This is a genomic window from Providencia sp. PROV174, from assembly GCF_028480685.1.
Lineage (GTDB): Bacteria > Pseudomonadota > Gammaproteobacteria > Enterobacterales > Enterobacteriaceae > Providencia > Providencia rettgeri.
Map to the genome: position 1 here is coordinate 159,372 of NZ_JAMPOT010000007.1, position 21,920 is coordinate 181,291.

The 21,920-nt window shown below is 37.6% G+C and carries 22 protein-coding genes and 1 tRNA gene; 10 read left to right on the forward strand and 13 right to left on the reverse strand.

Annotation, left to right across the window (positions count from 1 at the left end; all coding sequences use genetic code 11):
• Nucleotides 1–7: 7 nt before the first annotated feature.
• Nucleotides 8–2,437, reverse strand: coding sequence for a DMSO/selenate family reductase complex A subunit (locus PSE60_RS04340; RefSeq protein ID WP_272664658.1), 2,430 nt, complete (start codon nt 2,435–2,437; stop codon nt 8–10).
• Nucleotides 2,438–2,737: 300 nt separating this feature from the next.
• Nucleotides 2,738–3,988, reverse strand: a complete 1,251-nt coding sequence (locus PSE60_RS04345; protein ID WP_272664659.1) for a mechanosensitive ion channel family protein — start codon at nt 3,986–3,988, stop codon at nt 2,738–2,740.
• A 332-nt stretch (nt 3,989–4,320) separates the two neighbouring features.
• Between PSE60_RS04345 and PSE60_RS04350 the strand changes: the two genes are divergently transcribed.
• Together PSE60_RS04350 and PSE60_RS04355 are read left to right on the forward strand one after the other, a co-directional pair.
• Nucleotides 4,321–4,845, forward strand: a complete 525-nt coding sequence (locus tag PSE60_RS04350) for an anti-virulence regulator CigR family protein (RefSeq protein ID WP_272664660.1) — start codon at nt 4,321–4,323, stop codon at nt 4,843–4,845.
• A 450-nt stretch (nt 4,846–5,295) separates the two neighbouring features.
• A complete protein-coding gene (locus PSE60_RS04355) occupies nt 5,296–6,138 on the forward strand; it encodes a D-amino-acid transaminase (protein WP_210840321.1) in 843 nt (280 codons plus the stop codon).
• 20 nt (nt 6,139–6,158) lie between these two features.
• Here PSE60_RS04355 and PSE60_RS04360 read toward each other — a convergent pair whose 3' ends face one another.
• The 3 genes from PSE60_RS04360 to PSE60_RS04370 all read right to left on the reverse strand — a co-directional run bounded on the left by PSE60_RS04360 (nt 6,159) and on the right by PSE60_RS04370 (nt 8,856).
• Nucleotides 6,159–6,734 carry a cysteine hydrolase family protein gene (locus PSE60_RS04360; RefSeq protein WP_272664661.1) on the reverse strand — a complete coding sequence of 192 codons (576 nt, stop codon included), beginning with the start codon at nt 6,732–6,734 and terminating at the stop codon, nt 6,159–6,161.
• Nucleotides 6,735–6,830: 96 nt separating this feature from the next.
• On the reverse strand, nt 6,831–8,192 hold the full coding sequence (locus PSE60_RS04365) for a sensor histidine kinase (RefSeq protein WP_272664662.1): 1,362 nt from the start codon (nt 8,190–8,192) through the stop codon (nt 6,831–6,833).
• Entirely contained in the window at nt 8,182–8,856 is a 675-nt protein-coding gene (locus tag PSE60_RS04370) for a response regulator (protein ID WP_272664663.1), read from the reverse strand. Before PSE60_RS04370 ends, PSE60_RS04365 begins: the two co-directional genes overlap by 11 nt.
• A gap of 172 nt (nt 8,857–9,028) precedes the next feature.
• Between PSE60_RS04370 and PSE60_RS04375 the strand changes: the two genes are divergently transcribed.
• Nucleotides 9,029–9,271, forward strand: a complete 243-nt coding sequence (locus tag PSE60_RS04375; protein ID WP_210836765.1) for a hypothetical protein — start codon at nt 9,029–9,031, stop codon at nt 9,269–9,271.
• 189 nt (nt 9,272–9,460) lie between these two features.
• On the opposite strand, the gene PSE60_RS04380 is transcribed toward PSE60_RS04375, so the two are convergent.
• Nucleotides 9,461–9,721, reverse strand: a complete 261-nt coding sequence (locus PSE60_RS04380) for a DinI-like family protein (RefSeq protein ID WP_272664664.1) — start codon at nt 9,719–9,721, stop codon at nt 9,461–9,463.
• Between the two features lie 221 nt (nt 9,722–9,942).
• Here PSE60_RS04380 and PSE60_RS04385 point away from each other — a divergent pair, with 221 nt between their 5' ends.
• Entirely contained in the window at nt 9,943–10,476 is a 534-nt protein-coding gene (locus tag PSE60_RS04385) for a GNAT family N-acetyltransferase (protein WP_210836766.1), read from the forward strand.
• An 18-nt stretch (nt 10,477–10,494) separates the two neighbouring features.
• Here the strand turns inward: PSE60_RS04385 and PSE60_RS04390 are convergent, their stop codons facing one another.
• Nucleotides 10,495–10,914 carry a GNAT family N-acetyltransferase gene (locus PSE60_RS04390; protein WP_272664665.1) on the reverse strand — a complete coding sequence of 140 codons (420 nt, stop codon included), beginning with the start codon at nt 10,912–10,914 and terminating at the stop codon, nt 10,495–10,497.
• 287 nt (nt 10,915–11,201) lie between these two features.
• Here PSE60_RS04390 and PSE60_RS04395 point away from each other — a divergent pair, with 287 nt between their 5' ends.
• Both PSE60_RS04395 and PSE60_RS04400 read left to right on the forward strand, forming a co-directional pair.
• The gene (locus PSE60_RS04395) at nt 11,202–11,933 is read left to right on the forward strand and encodes a class I SAM-dependent methyltransferase (RefSeq protein WP_272664666.1); all 732 of its coding nucleotides are present in this window, start codon (nt 11,202–11,204) and stop codon (nt 11,931–11,933) included.
• A gap of 148 nt (nt 11,934–12,081) precedes the next feature.
• On the forward strand, nt 12,082–12,195 hold the full coding sequence (locus tag PSE60_RS04400) for a DUF4113 domain-containing protein (RefSeq protein ID WP_272664796.1): 114 nt from the start codon (nt 12,082–12,084) through the stop codon (nt 12,193–12,195).
• Between the two features lie 103 nt (nt 12,196–12,298).
• Here PSE60_RS04400 and PSE60_RS04405 read toward each other — a convergent pair.
• The 3 genes from PSE60_RS04405 to PSE60_RS04415 form a co-directional block, all read right to left on the reverse strand.
• Nucleotides 12,299–12,375: transfer RNA gene (locus PSE60_RS04405), tRNA-Pro, on the reverse strand.
• A 73-nt stretch (nt 12,376–12,448) separates the two neighbouring features.
• Nucleotides 12,449–14,164, reverse strand: a complete 1,716-nt coding sequence (gene yejM, locus PSE60_RS04410) for an LPS biosynthesis-modulating metalloenzyme YejM (RefSeq protein WP_210840134.1) — start codon at nt 14,162–14,164, stop codon at nt 12,449–12,451.
• Between the two features lie 21 nt (nt 14,165–14,185).
• On the reverse strand, nt 14,186–14,413 hold the full coding sequence (locus tag PSE60_RS04415; RefSeq protein WP_004911940.1) for a YejL family protein: 228 nt from the start codon (nt 14,411–14,413) through the stop codon (nt 14,186–14,188).
• Nucleotides 14,414–14,655: 242 nt separating this feature from the next.
• Between PSE60_RS04415 and yejK the strand changes: the two genes are divergently transcribed.
• Nucleotides 14,656–15,657 (forward strand): nucleoid-associated protein YejK, encoded by a 1,002-nt coding sequence (yejK, locus tag PSE60_RS04420; RefSeq protein ID WP_004911936.1) that lies wholly within the window; start codon nt 14,656–14,658, stop codon nt 15,655–15,657.
• 96 nt (nt 15,658–15,753) lie between these two features.
• On the opposite strand, the gene rplY is transcribed toward yejK, so the two are convergent.
• Together rplY and PSE60_RS04430 are read right to left on the reverse strand one after the other, a co-directional pair.
• Nucleotides 15,754–16,035, reverse strand: coding sequence for a 50S ribosomal protein L25 (gene rplY, locus PSE60_RS04425; protein ID WP_004260060.1), 282 nt, complete (start codon nt 16,033–16,035; stop codon nt 15,754–15,756).
• A gap of 166 nt (nt 16,036–16,201) precedes the next feature.
• Entirely contained in the window at nt 16,202–17,959 is a 1,758-nt protein-coding gene (locus PSE60_RS04430) for a DEAD/DEAH box helicase (protein ID WP_272664667.1), read from the reverse strand.
• 223 nt (nt 17,960–18,182) lie between these two features.
• Between PSE60_RS04430 and rsuA the strand changes: the two genes are divergently transcribed.
• From rsuA to PSE60_RS04445, 3 genes are all read left to right on the forward strand, one after another.
• Entirely contained in the window at nt 18,183–18,905 is a 723-nt protein-coding gene (gene rsuA / locus PSE60_RS04435; RefSeq protein ID WP_210840136.1) for a 16S rRNA pseudouridine(516) synthase RsuA, read from the forward strand.
• Between the two features lie 3 nt (nt 18,906–18,908).
• On the forward strand, nt 18,909–20,093 hold the full coding sequence (locus PSE60_RS04440; RefSeq protein WP_109911581.1) for a Bcr/CflA family multidrug efflux MFS transporter: 1,185 nt from the start codon (nt 18,909–18,911) through the stop codon (nt 20,091–20,093).
• A 614-nt stretch (nt 20,094–20,707) separates the two neighbouring features.
• A complete protein-coding gene (locus PSE60_RS04445; RefSeq protein ID WP_004260080.1) occupies nt 20,708–21,049 on the forward strand; it encodes a hypothetical protein in 342 nt (113 codons plus the stop codon).
• A gap of 264 nt (nt 21,050–21,313) precedes the next feature.
• Here the strand turns inward: PSE60_RS04445 and mepS are convergent, their stop codons facing one another.
• Nucleotides 21,314–21,898: a bifunctional murein DD-endopeptidase/murein LD-carboxypeptidase gene (mepS, locus tag PSE60_RS04450; protein WP_210840432.1), complete on the reverse strand. Its 585-nt coding sequence runs from the start codon at nt 21,896–21,898 to the stop codon at nt 21,314–21,316.
• Nucleotides 21,899–21,920: the final 22 nt, after the last annotated feature.

Sequence of the window (21,920 nt, forward strand, 5' to 3'; positions counted from 1 at the left end):
CAACTCCTTAAGCGCGTTTAACTTCAACAAGGTTAGTATGTTGTGGGGTACCTTTAGCCAATGGCGAAGGGACATGCGAGGTTAATGTATTGATACAACCACCGACATCTAGCCCATCATCATTGAGAGTACGCCATGCACCTTGTGGAACGGCGATAACACCAGGTAATACACGCTCTGTTACTTTCACTTTAATTTGAATACGACCACGATCATTAAATATTTCAGCCATATCACCATTGTTCAAGCCGCGTTGCTGAGCATCGATTGGGTTGAGCCAAAATTGATGTGGAATGGCTTCACGGAGCATAGCAACATTGTAATATGATGAATGCACATGGCCTTTATCATGAAAGCCCGTCATTAATAGCGGATGCTTTTGTTGGCTTGCTTGGGCTTCAACACCTTCTTTATTGAAGCAATACTCAGGAATGGCAGGAATACGCTGGCCTTCTGGTAACTCCCAATTTTTAACACGCTCAGCCAGTTGTTCTGAATAGATTTCCACTTTACCAGACGGTGTTTTCAATGGGTTATTGATTGGATCATCACGAAATTTCTTCAATGCAATATTTTCTGAGCTGTTTAGGAACTTACGATCGATAATACCTGCACCGTCGGTTTCACTGAACTCAGGTAAATGCGGCATTTTTTCACGTGTTTTGTTATAACAGAACTCAATCCATTCAGCGTAGGTACGGCCTTCGGTAAATTGCTCTTTTACGCCCATTTTTTCAGCAATTTCGGCTAAAACATCATAGTTAGGGCGGTTTTCCCACAGTGGCTCAATCGCATTTTGTAGGCGAACTAAATAGTGATACGCACCACTTGCATAGGAATTATTGATTAAATCGTTAGTTTCAACCGTTGTGACATCCGGTAATAATAAATCTGCATATTTTGCGGATGGGGTATCATGGTTATCCCACACTAAAATAAATTCACATTTTGATTCATCCGCAAGTATTTCATGCGTTTTATTTAAATCGCCATGTTGGTTACCAATGACATTACTGGAGTAACACCACATAAACTTGATGTCGTTGTTTAGTTTATCAACACCTTTAATACCACCATTTTCTGCGGTTAATTCTTTCCCGCGAACAATTGCTTCTGACCACATATAAGTCGGAATCAAGGCTTTTACTGGGTTAGGTAAAGCAAAACCTGCGACAGGGTAAGCATAGCTATTTCCCCACAGCCCAGTATTTGTTCCAGCACGACCAATATTGCCGGACATCAGAGGTAACATCATAATGGAGCGACAAGCTTGCTCGCCATTTTCTGTGCGTTGTAAGCCCCAGCCTTGTGAGATCCATGCTCTATTTGCATTGCCGATTTCACGTGCAAGTTGCTTAATACGTGCGACTGAGATACCGGTTAATTTGCTCGCCCACTCAGGTGTTTTAGCGATACCATCCGGGCCATTACCTAAAATATAATCTTTATATGATGCATTGCGCGGTGCAGAAGCAGGTAAGGTCGATTCATCCCAGCCGACACAATAATTTTTCAGAAATTCTTCATCAGTCAGCTGTTCTTCGATCATGACGTAGCCGAGAGCCGCAACTAATGCCGCATCAGTTCCTGGATAAATTGGGATCCATTCTGCACCAAGGGTTGTGACGCTATCGGTGCGACGCGGGTCAATGATAATAACTTTTGCTTTGCTTTTATCTAACGCATTGAGAGTTTCGTAAAATTGACCGCCACCAGACATACGTGTTTCAGCAAGGTTGTGGCCAAACATAACGACTAAGTCAGAATTTTGGATTTCAGATAAATAGGATTCTTCTACGCTACCATATACGTAAGGTGTTATTTCCATTAATTGAGCATATGAATATGTGCCATAATCACCCAAGAAACCGCCGGTTAAGCTTAATAAACGTTTACAAGCGGCACGGCCGTGTAAGTTTGCGCCTGTTGAACCTGAGCCATATTGGTAATAAATGGCATCACTTCCATATTTATCAATAGTATACTTCAGTTTTTCGGCGATAATGGTTATCGCCTCATCCCATGAAATCTTTTTAAATTTACCTTCACCACGTTTACCAACGCGAACCATTGGGTATTTTAAACGGTCTGGGTTGTAGGTTTTCCAACGCACTGAACGACCACGTAAACATGGACGGATTTGGTGTTCACCTAATGTTGAGTCGTCATACATCGTTTCATTGGAAATACGGCTGATAACACCATCTTTCACATGAACTTTTAATGGACAACGGCTACCACAGTTTACTAAGCATGCGCTATAGCTAATTTTTTCACTGACTTCGTCAGGCATGATTGCTGGTGTTTTTGCTTGAGCAGCAAAAGGAAGAGTGATTGAGCCAGCAACAGCAGCGACACCCGCAACGGTTGCAGAGGTTTGTATAAACTCCCTCCTGCTCAGTTCTCCAAATTGAGTATTTATTTTATTTTTATGCATTGACATTGCCTATATGTAAATAACAACATTACTTTCTTGTTTTATATGTTAAAAAAAGTTTCTGTTGAGTTACATGACTTACATCAATGTTATCCCTGATAAGATGAATGTATTTATTTAATTTATAAGGGTTTTTCATTAATCAGAACATAAATTAGTTTGATTTTTATTAACTATCGAAATATTAATTTATATATAACAATGGGTCGAGAAGTAAGGAAAAAGAGGGATATACCCTCCTTTTAAATACCACTTTAGATGTAGATGAATAAGAAAATTTAACTAATTACTTAGTATTAATTATTTTTCTGGGGAATTGCCTATCATTCTAACATCATTTCCGGTAGGTGATTGATGTACCATCAGATTAAATTGCGGAAGGATTGAAAAGATATGGTCAAAAATGTCTGACTGTATTCTTTCATATTCCACCCATACGGTTGTATTGGTAAATGCATATATTTCGATTGGGATACCATTTGAGTCAGACTCTAGCTGCCTGACCATGATCGTCATATTTTTGTGAATATTAGGATGTGATTTTAAATAAGCTTCAATATAAGCTCGGAAAGTCCCTATATTCGTCAAACGGCGTTGATTTAAAGGAACCGCTTTATCATCAGGTAGACTAGAATTAAAAACTTGAATCTCCGATATTTTCTGTTCGATATAGGGCTCAAGTAAATTTGCTTTAATGCATTGTTCTACTTCTTCAGATGTTAAAAAATGTACACTGCTGGCATCTAAGCGGACACTACGCTTAATTCTGCGGCCACCTGATTCAGTCATTCCTTTCCAGTTTTTGAAGGAATCAGAGATAAGGGCATAAGTAGGAATGGTTGTAACTGTGTTATCCCAGTTACGCACTTTTACTGTGGTTAAACCAATATCTACAACAGCGCCATCAGCGCCGTATTTAGGCATTTCTAACCAATCACCAATATTAACCATGTTATTGGCTGAAAGTTGAATTCCTGCAACTAAGCCCATAATGGGATCTTTAAACACTAACATCATAACGGCGGTCATTGCGCCAAGGCCGCTAAGAATAATTAGTGGGGATTTACCAATTAATAGCGCAATTATCATGATGCCAATTAAAATTGTAGCAATCAGCTTAAGGCTTTGGAATATTCCTCTAAGCGGTAAATGCGCAGTTTTGGCGGCACGCTGGAGCACACCGAGTATAATATCAAGAACAGAATAGAGGGTGAGTAAGCCAAATAATAGGCACCATGCCTGTGAACCGACCTTTAGAACGGCTTGTGCAGTCGAACCTGAATGCAACCATAGCGTTGCTTGGATATTGACAACAACACCTTGAATAACAAAAGCAAAGCGATTAAAAAGATTATGTTGAGTGATTAAATGAACCCAAGTTCCTGCACTTTTTTGCCCGCGTTTTTCGAGTTGTGGAAGTAATATTTTATGTAGAATTAAATGTAATACGCAGGCGACGATCAGAATTAAACCGAGTACCATCAGTAAAGAGGCAAGGTTAGCGTAATCTTGGTTGAACTGACGTACCCAGTCTAGCAGTTGCTGCTGCATGGTTTCTCCTTCTTTAGGGGTTAGGAACGATTACTTATAAAAATATTAGATAGTCAAACGACCTTATCATATTAGTAATGAAAATTCATGGTGAACAATATTAAACTCCGTCCTAATTCTTATTGTTAGTTCTAAGTATTGCTTAGTATATGAATGCAATACTGATGATAATAAAGGTTATTATAAAGGAGGACGTTCGTTAATTTGATGGGTTAAGTAACATTTACATAACATTACGTGTGATAAGTATTTTCTGATTGTGAGTCTCTATAACTAAGCATAATGTTCTTCAAAATATTCCTAATATTATATTCACTTTGCAGGAATTTATTATGAACATATTTAAAAAGCCGCTTTGTTCAGTTCTTTTGCAGTATATCTTATTGCCTGTTATTGCTTGTACGCCATTATTCGCAAATTCATCTCCTAATGGCAATCAAGGTCAAGAGAATGGTAAAGGAAATCAAAAAATTCATGGAAATAAAGGAAATCAGAACAAAGATAAATCAAATAAAGAAAATAGTAATCAACAGCTAAAACATACCAAATCGAACAAGTATTACGATAAACAACGGGGTTCGAGTGTGAGTTTCAATGTGAGTTTTGGTCATGTAAGGCCTTTGGCCATTGAGTATGGTTTGACGGGATACCAAAGCTTGCCGCCAGGTATTGCAAAGCAAGTGAGTAGGGGAAAACCGCTTCCTCCAGGTATTGCAAAAAAAGCGTTACCTTCACCATTTTTAGCGCAATTACCTGTTTATGTTGGCTATGAATGGAAAGTAAGTGGTCAGGATCTTATTCTAGTTGCGATAGGGACAGCGGTTGTAGCTGAAATTATTGAAAATGTTTTTGAATAAAAAAAACGACCTTGATTGCAAGGTCGTTGTGCAAAATAAATGCAATTAACGCTAATGATTAGGTAACTAAAAGGTTTGATTGACTACAAAATGATTAACTTGCTTACATAAAACGTTTAGAGAGTAATTCAACAACTTCTTGCACACTGCTGATAAATTCTTTGATGCTGTTCATCGGTAACTCCAAATTAAAATGTGATCCAGATCACGTGAGAGCATTTTAGCCATTAGCATGTTAATGTCAAGTTAATATTAAAAATAATTTTAAATATTAAACTATATTTTAATCTCTTTGCTGGCATTCATTTTGGTTGAAAGATACTCCGATAAGACGGATGAAAATCTATAAATGACTACAAAAATGTGAAGAATTGAAAGGTAATTTTTACAATATGGTGTATGGTTAAATAGAGAATAGGTAATGATTTGATTGATAAAGGAATACAGCGCATGATTGCTTATGTGAACGGCCAGTTTTTACCTGAAGAAGAAGCATCAGTATCTGTTTTTGACCGTGGGTTTTTATTTGCTGATGCAGTATATGAAGTGACAGCAATAATTAACGGTAAGCTAGTTGACTTTGAACATCATATGGCCCGTTTGCAGCGTTCTTGTACTGAATTACAGCTATCATTACCTTACGATTTAGCAGAATTAAAGCAAATTCATCTTCAACTAGTTCTACAAAATAATATAGAGGAAGGGCTTGTATATTTACAACTGACTCGCGGTAATGCAAGACAACGCAACTTTTTATATCCTGATAAAAAAACGAAGCCAACATTGGTCTTATTTACACAAAAGACGAAGATTGTTGAAAATGAAAAGTCTAAATATGGAATAAAAGTCATCACTGTCGATGATATTCGTTGGCAACGTTGTGATATTAAAACAGTCGCCTTATTAGCGGCTTCTATGGCAAAAGAATACGCTAAGCAACAAGGTGCAGATGACGCTATTTTTGTTAAAAATGGCTATGTTACGGAAGGAAGTTCCAGTAATTGTTTTATTATTACTCCTCAGAACCAAATACAAACACGAGGGCTAAGTAATAAGATATTGTCAGGTATTACCCGCCAAGCAATTTTACAGCTTGCTCGGGAGCAAGAAATAGACATTGTTGAAAAGCCATTTAGCATTGATGAAATGTTAGAAGCAAAAGAAGTCTTTATTACTTCTGCAACAACATTAGTTTGGTCAGTTATTATGGTGAATAACCAATTGATTGGGGAAGGTAAGCCGGGGAAACTTGCTACCCGGCTACGGGATATATACTTGCAAAAATTAAAATAATCTCATGAGATATCTAAGTGTTATTTTAATTGCATAAATTCTTTAACGGAAGAAACCGTTACCATTCCATCCAATGCCTGAATACTTTGCTGGTGGAGTTCTGGCGTTGGAGCGGCACATAAGTCTTCAAGTACGGTGACATAATACCCTAAGTCATGAGCCTGCCGAGCTGTACTTTCAATGGCTTTTACGGTACTAACTCCGCCAATAAACAATTTTGTAATGCCATTTTCGGTAAGCCATTTATGGAAATGGTTTCCTGCAAACGCAGAAACACCTTTTTTAATCATAACAGGGTCACGAAATGCCACTTCAAGGTCATGAGCCCAATTACACCCATTACCACTTAATTTTAAGGCACCAAGGCTTTTGGCTTGCTGAAACATTGGGGAGCCAGCAGGAACATCGTGGTAATTGTCTGAAAACCCAACTTTAACCCAAATAACTGGGATATGATGACTTCTTGCATATTGTGCTGCTTGATTGGCTTTTTCAACGATTTTGCGAGAGCAAGTCTGTTGATAGCTAGAATTAGATAAGCCATTTTTACCAATTATCTCTTCAATGAGATCAATAATAACTAATGCCTTGGACATTATTGCCTCTTTTAAGTGTACGTATATTAACTTATAAAAGGTGTATTCTAGCTAGAAAAAATAGTGAATGCTGTTAACTCAATAACATAATTAGATTTAGGGTAAGTCAATAATAAAACCAATGCCTCGATTGTCTAATCCATCAGTAACTCTAATTACTGCACCAATTTTATGGGCTAAATTATGAGCGATAGATAAACCTAAACCACTTCCGGTTTCCATTGTTCCAGGAACTCGATAAAAACGAGAAAATATAAGTTGACGGCTTTCTTCTGGAATTCCTCGGCCGTTATCTTGAACAGAAATAGTTCCACCAAATGGAGTTAGGTTTTTTAAAATAACTTTTATTTTCCCTTTTTCTGGGCAATATTTAATCGCATTTTCAATCAAATTTGTAAAAATATTACTCAGTGCAAGTTTATCAGTGAGGATATAAAACGATTTTGGGCTTTGTAGTTCGACATCAATGTTTTTGTTAATGGCGTAAGGTATATGTGAGGATATTAAGTGGCTGATTAATACGGGAAGGTCAACCTGCTCTTTATTTAATAAAAAATCTTCAGTTTCTAAGCGTGCTAAGTCAATTAATTGATGTGATAGAGAAGCTGCACGATTTAAAGTCTCTTGCATATCATTAATGATTTCTTCTTTTTCTTTTGGATTATCAATTTGCATTAATAAATGTAATTGAGCTATGACAGCTGCAATCGGTGTTCGTAATTCATGTGCAGCATCTGCCATGAAGCGCTTTTCGCGTTGATTCGCAGCATCAACACGAGACATAAGGTTATTGATTGCTGCAATGATAGGCCTAATTTCTTTATATTGTTCTTTCGTTTCTATTGGAGTTAAATTACCCGGCTGGCGGCTAGAGATTAGTTTTGCAGATTGCCTTAAAGGCCGTAGGCTAAAGTAAGCAGTAATTAAAATTGCTAACAGCATAATAGCCAAAATAAAAGCGAGAGGGATGGCGGTGCCTTCGGCTGGGCTACCTAATAAGGATTTACGGTCACTATAAGATTCGGCAATAACAACTTCAAAGGTTTTGTTGTCATTCCATGCAGACGTAAAGTGCCAGTCTTTATGTAATACAGCGAGCTCAGAGACGGATTTAATCGATGGAACGTGTAGCTTGTCACTGTTTCGATAATAGACATTCCCTTGTTTATCTCTAACAATCATAAATGGTCGATAACTAATATCGTCACCACTTTCCATCGCCGTAGAATAAAGTTCTTGTAGATTATCAGCAATTTTATTGAAATATTCTGGCTTATCAGCAACCACATCAAGTGTTTTAGCAAACCCTTGAGTGATGACGTTCTGTTGCTCATTTAACTCATCATGAATTGAAGGCCAATAAAAAAAATGTAGCCAACCAACTAATAACAGCCAAAGGAAAATAACTGAACTAATTTGTAGCCCAAACGTATAAATAAAAAATGATTTAACTTTCACTTAGTGGCACTTCTTTTTTTAATAAATAACCAATACCACGGATAGTAATTATACGGTCTTTACCTATTTTTCGACGTAAATTATGAATATGAACCTCTAAAGAGTTACTTTCCACATCGTCTAATCCGAATAGACGCTGTTCTAAATCTGTTTTTCTTACGACATTATCCGCATTTTTGATTAATTCATAGAGCAATAAATATTCTTTCCCAGAGAGCAATAGCAATTGTTCATTTAGGGTCACTTGGTGATTAAGAGGATTTAATTGCAGGTTACCAAGTTGCCATATTTCAGATGAAAAGCCAGCCATACGGCGGCTAACTGCTTTTACTCGAGAAATAAGCTCAGGCATAGCGAATGGTTTTGTTAAAAAGTCATCTGCACCTGAATCTAAACTAGAAACTAGGTTATCCATTTGATTTCTTGCTGTAAGAATAATTATTGGGATAGTTTCCCCCATATTACGCCAAGTAATGAGTTCTTCATGGCCATCGCCATCAGGCAAGCCTAAATCCAAGAGCATTAAGTCAAAATTACGGGAGGCAAGTTGTAATTTTGCGTCTGCAAGTAGCCTTACCCAACAAGGGTTAAAGCCTGCCAGTTCCAGTCCTCGACATAGTGCCTTTCCCAACTGAAGATCATCTTCGACTAATAGGATATTCATATTATCACCTCTACAAACAAGTATAAGCAGGCAGTGAGTATCAGACAATATGCATAGTTCAAGTTTGAATCAGATTTAAGCATATCTTAAGGTTGGTTTAACTCATTTTTAAGGTACAAAGAAATAGATTGTTTATTATCATTTCATCACTCAAACAATAAGAGCATTGGTAATGAAACAAGCATTTTATGAGGTGCCATTATTTATAGTAGCAATCGCGCTTGCTTTAATATTTATGGGAAAAGATTTCAATAATTCACCCTCAGTTAGCTTATCAACTCTAGCGCTAAATGAAGTTTCTACTTGCGTGAATGTTGATAACTGTATTTCGCAGGTTAGAACAACTCGTGAAGGAAATAAAAAATTAAACCCAGTGAAAGAAATTAAAGCTTTTCTTAGATATAAAATCTATTAATAAATAGCGAGTAAAATTTAGACATGAGAAATTTAAAACAAGTAATTTCTTTAATAATCAATGCATTATCTTGGTTTTATTCTCTTGCTAGTGGAAGTGTTTTTGTCGATGAGGCTGGGTTTAATTACGAGTTTTAGTAAAAGAAAAAGGAATGTTACACAATGGGTAAACATTCCTTTAAGTATTAGGTTAATCCACCGTTGTTTCTTCTGGGATCCAACCATCATCCATCCATATTTCTTCCAGTATCTCTTCAATACGAATTTTATCTTCCGTTATTTTAGTTCCAGAGATGTTAATGCGTTGTTGTGAGCTAAACCCAACCCGCGTTATCATATCAGGATATTGGTTTTGAAGTTTGCGTAAAATCTCAGTTTCAAGTGCTTGCAAAACAATTGAACTTGGTTTTTGTGGAGCGTTCTTATCAAATAATACTTCGATACGTAACATGATAGCCTCTAGTAAAGACTGTATTAATATACAGTATTTTTAGAGCTATTAGGTAAAAAAGTCAATATAGAGCCACAAATATTTTTATCAGCGAATGAAGTGAAAAAATAATAGCAAGATAAAACAAAAGGTTAATATTATGAATTCACGATAAATAATTGTCAGAAAATTTAAAATAGGTATGCTAGATAATATTTTTTATAAGGGTGAGTTTTGATTAAATGTTACATGCTTTAAGAGTTTCAAGTGAAGATAGCCAATCGATAGCAATGATTAACCAGTTGTATGACACCGCTTTTCCGTTATATGAACAAAGAAGCTACCAAGGAAGAGAGGCAATATTAAATCATAGCGATTATTATTTACTCAATTTCAAAGAGAATGACACTTTTATTGGTTTCATTGGTTGTTGGAAAATCGAAGATTATTATTACATTGAGCACCTTGCTATTTCCCCCATATTAAGAGGGCAAGGTTATGGGCAAAAGGTATTAAAACTGTTTTGCCATGATGTTGGTAAAGTAATTCTAGAAATAGACCCCATTATTGATGAAGTTAGCCAAAAACGTTGGTCTTTTTATCAACATTGCGGTTTTCAGCAAAACGAATACGCTCACGCACATCCAAGTTATTACCCAGAAAATATACCTCATAAGCTTAGGGTATTAAGCTATCCAGAAGTGATAGCTCAAGAAGTGTATCAGCAATTTAATCGCACCTTGCAAACGGTTGTGATGAATAAAGCGCTATTATAGTTCACCATGTAGATGGTTTTAATCAGGTATATAGCAATAGATAAGTTCGGGATCATTATCATCTAAATTTTCAATGTAGCCACTAGGAATAAAGCCAGCTTTTATTAAGAGTTGTTGAGTGGCTGTATTTGATTGATTTGTAGATGTAAAAATTTTTTGGGTTTTACTCTGCATTTTTAGTTTATTAATTAAAATGAGACCAAGGCCTTGCCGACGATAGTTTTTATTTATCATTAATAACTCTATAAAGGCATGGGAATAGAAATGATAATGTAGAACACCATACGCCAATATTTCGTTGTTGGCTTCCAGTACATAACATATTCCTTGTTCGATCCATTGGATAATGTCTTCATAGCGTTCTGTTGTCGCAATGGTATCTATGGAAAATATAGCATTTATATCAATTAGTGTTGCTACTCTAAAGTTAGTTTTCATTATTAATCAGTTATTTGCCAATGCTAAATGTCTTAATTTGAAAATATTACCGCATAGGGTTGGTTTAAATAAAAGGTTAATATAAAAACTTAAAATAAGTTCATTATAGTTATTTTTCTATTAACCTATTGATTTTTAATATTATAAACAGTTAGCTGAAAAGCTACCATAAAGTTTGCTCTTTACTATCATTGAGTCGTTGTAAAGCGATACAGTGCTATTTCTTATCAAAATTAAGAAATATAGAATATGATAGCCTAAGTTTCTTATTATTGTGGGAATAGACCATGTCTCAAAATATTTATGATGATCCTGATTTTTTTGCGGGCTATGCAACATTGCCTCGCTCAGTCAAAGGGCTTAATGGTGCACCAGAATGGAGTGCAATACAACGGTTATTACCAGATTTAAATGGAAAATCTATTATAGATTTAGGCTGTGGTTATGGTTGGTTTTGTCGTTGGGCTAGGGCTCAAGGGGCAACACAGGTAACGGGTGTTGACCTCTCAGAAAAAATGCTAACAAAAGCAATTTCCATGACAGATGATTCAGCAATAATTTATTTACGTGCTGACTTGGAAAAGTTGAGCTTACCCACTGAACAATATGATTTGATCTATAGCTCGCTGGCACTACATTATGTGGTCGATATTTATTCTCTATTAGCTAAGTTGTATCAAGCTCTAAATCAAGGTGGAAGGGTGATTTTTTCAGCAGAGCATCCAATATACACCGCACCACTTATTCAAGAATGGTGTACAGATAAGTATGGTAATAAAGCCTGGCCGGTTAATCAGTACCAGCAAGAAGGCAATAGAATTAGCAATTGGTTTGCTGATGGTGTCGTGAAGCAGCACAGAAAATTATCAACTTGGATTAACTTATTAATTTCTGCTGGGTTTGAAATAATTGCACTGGACGAGTGGGGGCCATCATGCGAGCAAATTATAGAAAATCCTACATTAGATGAGGAAAAAGAGCGACCAATGATATTTATTATTAGTGCTCAAAAATCATAATTAAAATCTTATGTTTTGGTAAAGTTTAATACACATCACAAGGCGATTTATTATGGTTCTATGAATCGCTAAGGATTGTTGTTGGTATAACGCACACAATAGTACTAGTGACTATGGGAAATATAACCATGGTTAGTAATTGACAGGTATGTGTAATGATTGTTTGTTAGTAAGAGTAGTAAATAGCGTATACAAGATGAAAAGAGAAATGTTGTCAGCATATACGACAAACGTTGATGAATTGCCAGTGGTTAAAAGCTAGGAAATTGGCTGGGATTTTACCGTGGTTTTACCGTCATTTTACCTTTTTAAAATTACACATACAAAAAAACCAACCATAACAGGTTGGTTTTCTTAGGGAATTTTGGTCGGCATGATAGGATTTGAACCTACGACCCCCGACACCCCATGACGGTGCGCTACCAAGCTGCGCTACATGCCGAACTTTGATTAATACTACTCAATTTGCTTTTAAAAGCAATAGACTGACGACACGACTGGTTGATATTTAAGCACTAATTTTCATTAAAACGTTTTAGCTCAGTAAAGATCTTCAACAACTCAGCTAAATCAGGCTTTTCATTTCGTTCTATAGCACCTTGTTTATCATAGATATTAAACTGACCATTTTGATCCATGTAGAGAGTGGCATTATCAGTGGTAATAACAACATCGTCGTTATCACCGGTGATCACCCATGGGTAAGTACGCTTAACACTAAATAAATCTTCACCTTGGCTGTAATCATCGGGTGGATTACTGACATGTAATAAACGCTGCATCAATGTTGTCATGACATCTTGATGGCTTGTTAGCTTATCTATTTGCTGCGCTGGTGTGTTTGGCCAATAAATGAATAGTGGCACTTGCATATTATTACGATTGAAGTGTTTGCCATCTAACCACTCGTTTTCTGCTTTTCCTTGGTTATTGTAATTTGCGGTTACAATAACAATGGTGTTTTGCAAGCGATTATCACGCTGTAATACAGCCATTACGCGATTGATTTGTTCATTGGTTTTCGCACTTCCAGGCGTTCCTTTAATATTGAGGAAAGAGAACCAAGGCGAGCCATTTTTAAGGTTATCTAGCCAATTATTCCATTGTGTGACCGTTAAATTATCGTTATCTGCTGTTTTGGCAGGTAATGAGTAATCCGCTAAAATAGCTTGCCTAAATAATGGAGAATTAAAGCCATCTGTTGAGAACAAACCAAACTGATACCCTTGATGTTGTAAGGCTTCGATTAGCGCTGATGGATGGCGACCATTGAGAATATTATCGAAATAAGTTGATGAAATACCATAGAATAAGCCAAATAGCGCGGTATCATTACGTAGGCCAGCAGTGTAGTGATTCGTAAACTGTGTACTGATTTCTTTAAATTCGTTTAACGCACCCATAGAATCTTGTTGAGATTTATCTCCAAGATCATCAATGACCAACAATAATAAGTTGTAATCGGCGCCTTGGTCATAATAACTTAAAGGTTTCAATGGGTAGTTTAATTTAAGTGCTGTCGGGCTACCTTGCTGGAATACACGGTTTTGATGTTCGGTTAAGTCTAACAGACCATACCTATCAAGGAGCTTCCGGGCTGTCATGGGTTGTGACAATGGATAATTGTAGCGTTGCATGGTGATAGGGCGATAAAAATTAGCATCGGCCCATGCATACATCAGGTGTGACATAATAAAGGTCACAATAAAAATACCCGCAAGCGGTTTTCCAAATGTTTGGCGGTTTAAACTACGTAGTTTTTGCCAACTCCAAGTCGCAAATAACATTTCAACAAGAAAGATAATCGGAATGCTGATAAACATCAGTTGCCATTCACGAGCCATCTCGCCCTTAGTTGGGTTGATGACCAAGTCCCAAACTTGCGGTGTTAAATGCAAACCAAATTGGCTAAAAACACGGATATCAAAAATTAATAGCGTTGTACCAGCCGTTGCGAGGGCAACACAAAGTACCCTTAGAAGCCGCTGAGACATAACAATAAAGGTCAGTGGAAAAACAATTAGTAAGTAAGTAGCAAAAACCACAAAACTAAAGTGACCAATCCAACTGACGAAAGCATAAATTCGGCCAGTTAGGGTATCTGGCCAATCAAAAATAAACAGATAGCTACTACTTAACACGAGGCTAAGCAGTATATTGAATAGTGCAAACCAGTGCCCCCAACCAATCATGTTAGAGACTTTGTCACGGTAGCGCAGGTGGGTGACCATACTGTTTATTTCATTAATCAATTAGTGTGATTGATCTTCTTTAACAGAAGAAAGTAATGCATTTGCGAATGATTCTGCAATCATTTTACGTTGCGCAGGCGCAACCGACGTGTTCAGCAGATTCGTTACCATATTACCTAACACCATGAGGGAAAGGTCAACAGGGGTGTGGTTTTTTTCTAACACGCTCACGAGGTCAGAAAGTAAACCTTCAACTTTTTCATCACTATAGCGAGATGATTGTGGCATAAATTGAGACATCCTAAATTAATGAAAGCTACATATCATAGCGTATCACAGCTGGTTTTTCTTCTTTCTTCGCAACAAATTTTTGTTTAAGTGATAATAATGCTAATTCAGATTCGTAAAGTGCGTATTAGTTCAGCGTAATTAGGCTGAAAATAGAACAAATGATGGTTTCTGTTGCAGAGGAATAATATCAATGTTTGAATACGCGCAACATTATTTTCGCTATAACGAAGGAGCCAACAATGAGTCTGGAAATTAACCAGATAGCTTTACACCAGTTAATTAAAAGAGATGAGCAAACGCTAGAGGTGATGTTGCGGGATTCTTTATTGACAGCAGATGGTGTCGTACAAGACATGATGGCCGAATTACATCGCGTCTATAGTGCAAAAAGTAAAGCTTTTGGTGAATTTAACGAAGAAAGTGAACTTGCTGACGCGTTAAAGTTATTGCGTAAAGGCGAGGAGGAGTTTTTAGGGTTCAGCCGTGCGATGACCGTTCGCTTGAAAGATGAATTAGCCAAATATCCTTTTGCTGAAGGGGGCGTGGTTCTTTTTTGTCAATACCGTTACCTCGCGGTCGAATATTTATTAATTGCGGTGCTCAATAGTTGTGACAGCATGTTTGTCACGGAATCATTGGATTTAGGCACCACACATTATTTAGACATCCCTCATGCAGATATTGTTGCTCGTATTGATTTAACCGAATGGGAGACCAATCCGGAATCAAAACGCTATTTAACTTTCTTAAAAGGCAGAGTAGGCCGAAAAGTGTCTGATTTCTTTATGGACTTTTTGGCTGCATCAGAGGGATTAAACGCAAAAGTTCAGAATAAAGGCTTGGTACAGGCACTCGACGATTTTTGTGATAATGCACAAATGGACAAAAATACGCGTCAAGCTTATCGCCAGCAGGTGCATAGTTATTGTACAGAACAATTACAATCTGGAGAGGAAATTGAGCTACAGGCGCTGGCAAAAGAGTTGCCAATGGTTGAAGAACAAAGCTTTGACGATTTCGCTCGCCAAAATGATTATCAACTTGAAGAAAGTTTCCCAGCCGATAGAGGAACGTTGAAGCAATTAACGAAGTTCTCTGGAAGTGGCGGAGGGATCACGATTAGCTTTGATGCGATGCTTATGGGAGAGCGTATCTTTTGGGACCCTGTAACTGATACGTTGACCATTCGCGGTACACCACCTAATTTGCGTGACCAATTACAACGCCGGGGTGCTAAATAGGCCGTGATGTTGAATAGATAGAAATAAATAACGCCGCAATTGCGGCGTTATTTACTCGGCGTCCCGAAAATTCTAAAGCTCGGCTGTGGGCTTTAATTAAGCGCGCAGGAAGTCAATGTGCGTCACTTTTGGCTTAAATGGGTGACGTTGAACAGCCTGAACTTTTACTTTTGTTTCTTTACCATCGATAACCAGATTCAGAACTTCGTAAAATTCTGCTTTGCTTTCTTGGTTGATGATTTCATCGTGGTTAAGAGTTACAGAGATAGCTTCTTGGTTGCCACCGTAAACGATAGCTGGAAGCTGGTTATCTCTGCGCAGGCGGCGGCTCGCACCCTTACCCTGCTCTTTACGTTCAATTGCATTGATAGTTAACATTACTATTTCTCTATAAAAAGAAAATATAAATTCCTGCTACAGGCGACCCAGCAGCAGGTTCGAGATTTGGCCAATGGATACTTCATTCAGTGAATAAGATATCGGAAGGCGGGCGGCATTTTAACGAAAAATCCGTCATCCGGCAATCATTATGATCGTTTTCACTTTATGATAGGGAATCTGCAACGCGAAAACGCCCTTGATAATCGAAGATTTTCTCTCTAATTTCCCAAAAACGCTCTTTTTTGCGTGCAACTATAAATTGGGGATAACGTAATAATGATTGCTGCAATAATATATCATTTGCATTATTCCATTTAAATGGAACACCAGGAGCACGCTGATGCTCTCGTAAAAAACGATATTCGAATACGCGTTTTTGTGCGGGCGTTGCTAGGCGAAAACGTTCTGCAACGCGAGTTCCGTCTTCATCAAAATAATTTATTTTAATCCATTCACCTTTGGTATCACTCCCAGTAATGAATTGCATGCCACCGCAACGAATGATTAATGCATCTTTAAGTTTTAATGCGGCTTTTAGCATATCGTCAGGGTCAGTAAGCACCTCTAGGCATTTTTGGCAGCGACGAGCAGCAATATCATTTTCTGCACCACAATGTGGACATTGCTTGAAGCGAAAACGAAATTCACATTGTTTTTTCTGCTTATTTTCATCTTCTTCCCAGCCTTGGCAGCGCCGGCCGTAATGTTCAATAATTTGCCCATCAGAGGTACATTTGCCCCAAAAAATATTCGCAAATTGGCACAATGGACAGAAAACTTGCACGGGAACACTGGTTGAATTGGGTCTACTAGAACCCACTTCAGGCCGAAACAAATCGTGTGGGTTTCCTGCATAATCTAAGATTAAGCAGCGGGTTTTTCCTTCAGAGAGGCGTAATCCTCTGCCAACAATTTGTTGGTATAAGCTCACTGACTCTGTTGGTCGTAAAATTGCAATCACATCAACATGAGGTGCATCAAACCCAGTTGTTAATACTGAAACGTTAACTAGATAATGTAATTCTTTGTTTTTAAATTGTTTAATTATTGCTTGCCTATCAGCAGCAGGGGTTTCAGCTGTCACTAGTGCCGCACTGTTTTGGGGTAAATAGCCCAAAATTTCTTTTGCATGCTCGACCGTTGCCGCAAAAATCATACAGCCTTGTAATGGTGCTGCATATTCAATAACTTGCTCAATAATTTTAGGTGTAATGCGTTGTTGCTTTTTTAATGACAAATTAAGTTCTTGTTCATTAAAAATACCTGATGATGTCAGTGAAACTTGGCTAAAATCATATTGAAGGACAGGCATGTCTAAGCGTTCAGGTGGTACTAAGAATTTATTTTTAATCATATAGTGTAGAGGTAGTTCATAAATACACTCATGGAAAAAACAGTTTTCATCGCCACGTACCATACCATGGTAATGGTATTGGTAAATCCAACCACTGTTGAGACGGTAGGGCGTGGCGGTTAACCCTAAAATACGTAATGAAGGGTTATTGGCCTGTAAAGCTTGGATGATTTGTTGATATTGGCTTTTATCATTCAGGCTTATGCGATGGCACTCATCAATAATTACTAGCGAAAAATGTGCGTCAAACTCCTTAAGATTACGAGCAACAGATTGCACACTGCCGAAAACGACTTTGCTTTGAGATTCTTTGCGATTTAGGCCTGCGGCAAATATATCGGCTTGTAGGCCATATGCGAGGTACTTAGCATGATTCTGCTCAACTAATTCTTTTACATGCGCTAATACCAGAACTCGCCCACGAGCAAGCCATGCCAATTCAGCGATCACTAAGCTTTTTCCTGCGCCAGTTGGTAGGACAATTACGGCAGGGTGAGTCTGCTTACGGAAATAATCGACCGTCGCATCGACAGCTTCTTGTTGGTATGGGCGTAAAACAAAAGGCATATTATTCAGCATTATGTAATTAAATCAGGTGAATGACGTTAAATTTAATTTAAAACGATGACTCTGTCTAAAGATGTGAGTTGTTTCGGTGAAACTATCACTTCACAGGGGTTATTGTTATAATGAATTATGTGATAGCAATCACAACAACCTTTCACTCTATATTCTGACAGCTGAGCGTTATTGTACGCTTCACTGGCATTCCATCAAGTTAAGAGAATCTATGCGACTGGATAAATTTTTGTCCCAGCAATTAGGGATAAGCCGAAGTTTGGTAGCGCGAGAACTGCGCGCAGGGCTTGTAACGGTTGATGAGGAAATCGTTAAATCAGGGGCTTTTCAAGTTACGATTGACCATGAAGTCGCTTATGATGGCAATGTCCTCGTGCAAGTTACTGGGCCACGTTATTTTATGTTACATAAACCACAAGGTTATATTTGCTCAACAGATGACCCAACACATCCAACAATTCTTTTTTTTATTGATGAGCCTCTTGCACAAAAACTGCATTCAGCAGGGCGTTTAGATATCGATACAACCGGCCTTGTATTATTGACGGACGATGGTCAATGGTCACATCGCATTACTTCACCCAAGCATCATTGTGAAAAAACGTACCGAGTTCAATTGAGTGATGATATTGCTCAAGATGTTGCTGAGCAGTTTGCTCAGGGCGTTATGCTCAATGGGGAAAAACATCCAACTAAACCAGCGAAACTGGAAATTATTAGCCCTAGAGATGTCAGGCTGACGATTAGCGAAGGGCGTTATCATCAAGTAAAACGTATGTTTGCAGCGGTAGGAAACCACGTTTGTGGGTTACACCGTGAACGTGTTGGGGAAATTTGGCTCGATGATGCTCTTGAGCCAGGAGAGTACCGCCCACTGACGGAAGAAGAGATCAACAGCATTAATGTACCACGTAAAAAAACAGCAGGAGTTTAAAGAGTGCAACAGCAGCGTTCATCCTATTTGGGGCTGATATTAATTCTAGGTTTATTATCGATGCTAATGCCATTGGCTATCGACATGTACCTACCAAGCTTTCCGACGATGATGCATTATTTTAATGTAGATGAAGGGCGCATTCAAATGACGCTCAATAGCTACATTTTTGGTTTTGCTATAGGACAATTATTTTATGGCCCGATGGCAGATAGCATTGGGCGTAAACCTGTTATTTTGGGTGGGGTTGTCGTTTTTGCCATCGCTTCAGCGGCTTGTGCCATCACTGAATCGATTGATTCATTGATTTGGTTACGTTTTTTACATGGTTTTGCCGCCGCAGCTGCAAGTGTTGTGATTAACGCACTTATGCGAGATATGTTTACTCGTGATGAATTCTCAAGAAGTATGTCTTTTGTTGTATTAGTGATGACGGTGGCACCGTTATTAGCCCCTATTTTAGGGGGAGAGCTAATGCGTTGGTTTTCATGGCATGCCATTTTCTGGAGTATCGCCATTGCAGCGGTTGTTGCCGTTATTTTAGTGAGCTGTTTTGTGCGGGAAACATTGCCCGTTGCTAAAAGGCAAAAGTTTCATATTGGTACAACATTAAGGCAATTTGCGACTTTATTTAGAGCAAGACAGGTTCTGTTCTACATATTAGCGAGTTCATTCTCTTTTGCAGGGATGTTTTCGTTCTTAAATGCAGGCGCTTTTGTCTATATCGATTTAAACGGGGTGTCTCCACAGAATTTTGGCTACTATTTTGGTATCAACATTATCTTCCTGTTTATTATGACAACAATAAATAGCCGCTATGTAAGGCATTTTGGCGCAGAAAAAATGCTTTACTTTGGCATCATTATCCAATTTGTGATGGGCGTGTGGTTGCTTGTTACAACGGCATTTGCATTAGATTTTTGGACATTGGTTATCGGTGTTGCAATCTATGTTAGTGGCATAGCGATGATTACTTCTAATGCAATGGCAGTGATCTTGGATAATTATCCACATATTGCAGGAACCGTCTCTTCATTGGCAGGAACAATAAGGTTTTCAATTGGCGCACTCGTTGGGACTTTATTATCACTCATACCCGCTCAGAGCGCATGGCCAATGGTCGGTTCTATGGTTGCTTGTGTAGCATTATCAATGTTATTTGTTTTATTAGCGAAAAAAGCAAAGTAAGCCATATGTTTTCATGTTTCATGGATGAAACTGAGAACACACAATTCTCCTTTCTTTAAATAGAATTTTTTCTAGTTACTTCTCCATATCATTCATTTTATCTATTAGAGATAAAGGAATATTGCTCGATAAAAGCGAGTAGTAATGCAGGGGTATTAAAATTTTTAATGAAAAATGATCTAAATCAATTATCATTCGAGCTAAATTTGTTAAATTTATGTTTTATGAATTAATGCTTATTGCAACATTATTCATTAATAAAAATTTGGTTTAACTTCAAAAATAAACTATTTTTTACTATTTTCATTTCATAAATGTAAAAAAAAGTTAAGTATTTTTAGCTAAATGTTGATCTTAAAGATCAAAATTAGTTTAATTTTTAATATATTTGCTATTAAAATGATTGTGCAATGATTTGTGTCACAAAAATTTAACGACATTTTGTTTTTTTAATGTTATATTTAAAGTTCGATATTTAACATTAATGTTACTTTTGGGATAACTAAAAGTTCGGTTTGAACGATGAATGATTAGCTTAAGCCCGTGTTAGGTTGAGTAAGAATGCAAGTATTAATACTTGGCAAAACACTAAAATGTTTCAATAGGATATCTTTGTGGAAAAATTAGGTCTTTCGGTGGTGCACAGGCTACCGCAAAGCTACCGCTGGTTATCAGGCAAAATAGGTACGGATGTTGAAGTCGTGCCTATGAATGATGCCGATAGCGATAAGCTTGTGGGGCTGAAGCTACTTAGCCATGACTGTGCAACAGATTGTATTGCAATGCAGCAATTGTCCGAATCATTGTCAGACATGCAGATCGCTAACGCAATCTTAGAGTGGCAAAAAGAAATTTGCCTATTCATTCATGCTAATGATGAGTTAGCTGCTATGTGTCGTTTAAAAGCCTCTGGCGTCGCGATTGCAGAACTGTCTTCTGGTTTTTATAGTGCTTAGTTTTGAGTATATTTGTTTAGCTACATTGGCTTGATGATTCATTATTATTTTAGTTGCAAGTTTAGTTACAGGTTTAGTTCAGCTATGTATTTATAACTTGTTTTTGGATGAGCGTTATCGTGAGGTGGGTTTGGTATTTAAGCTATTTTTATCAAAAAGAATCAAATAGCTATACTAAATTTAGTTAATAAAAATTCCCAATAAAAAAGCTTCCATTGTATGGAAGCTTTTTTATTGGGAGGGGATATAGAATGTTAAAAAAACTTATGAGCCATTAATAATACGTCTACCGGCATAATATCTTTTGCTCCAGTACGAGTTAGTCATTTCAGAAACGATAACACCACTACTGGTTGATGCATGAACAAATTTTTGGTCGCCAATATAGATACCAACATGCTTCATAGTTCGGCCAGTTTTAAATAAAACAATATCACCGACTTTTAGGTTATTACGTTTTACGCTTTTGCCTGAGGATTCTTGTTCAGAAGTGGTGCGGGGGAGTTCAACACCAAATTGTTCAAAGAATGTGCGTTGTACGAAGCTTGAACAATCAACACCTTTCTTTGTTGTACCGCCAAGACGATAAGCCACGCCTTTCCAGCTTGCGTATTGATCCATTATTTTAGATTTAGTATCAACACTTTGTACTAATTCTTCGAATTCATCTTGAGATGCCATCGTCAAGGAGTCGCCAGCAGAACCATTTAGCATACGTGCATCTGATTTGGCAGTATATTGCGTATTTTTAGCTGACTTTGGGTTGGTACATGCTGTGAGCGTTACGGCGATTGCAATTGCCGGAACAATGCGCCAAGCATAGCGCTTAAGTTTTTCAGAAGTTAGCATTCTTATATATATCCCTTACCAT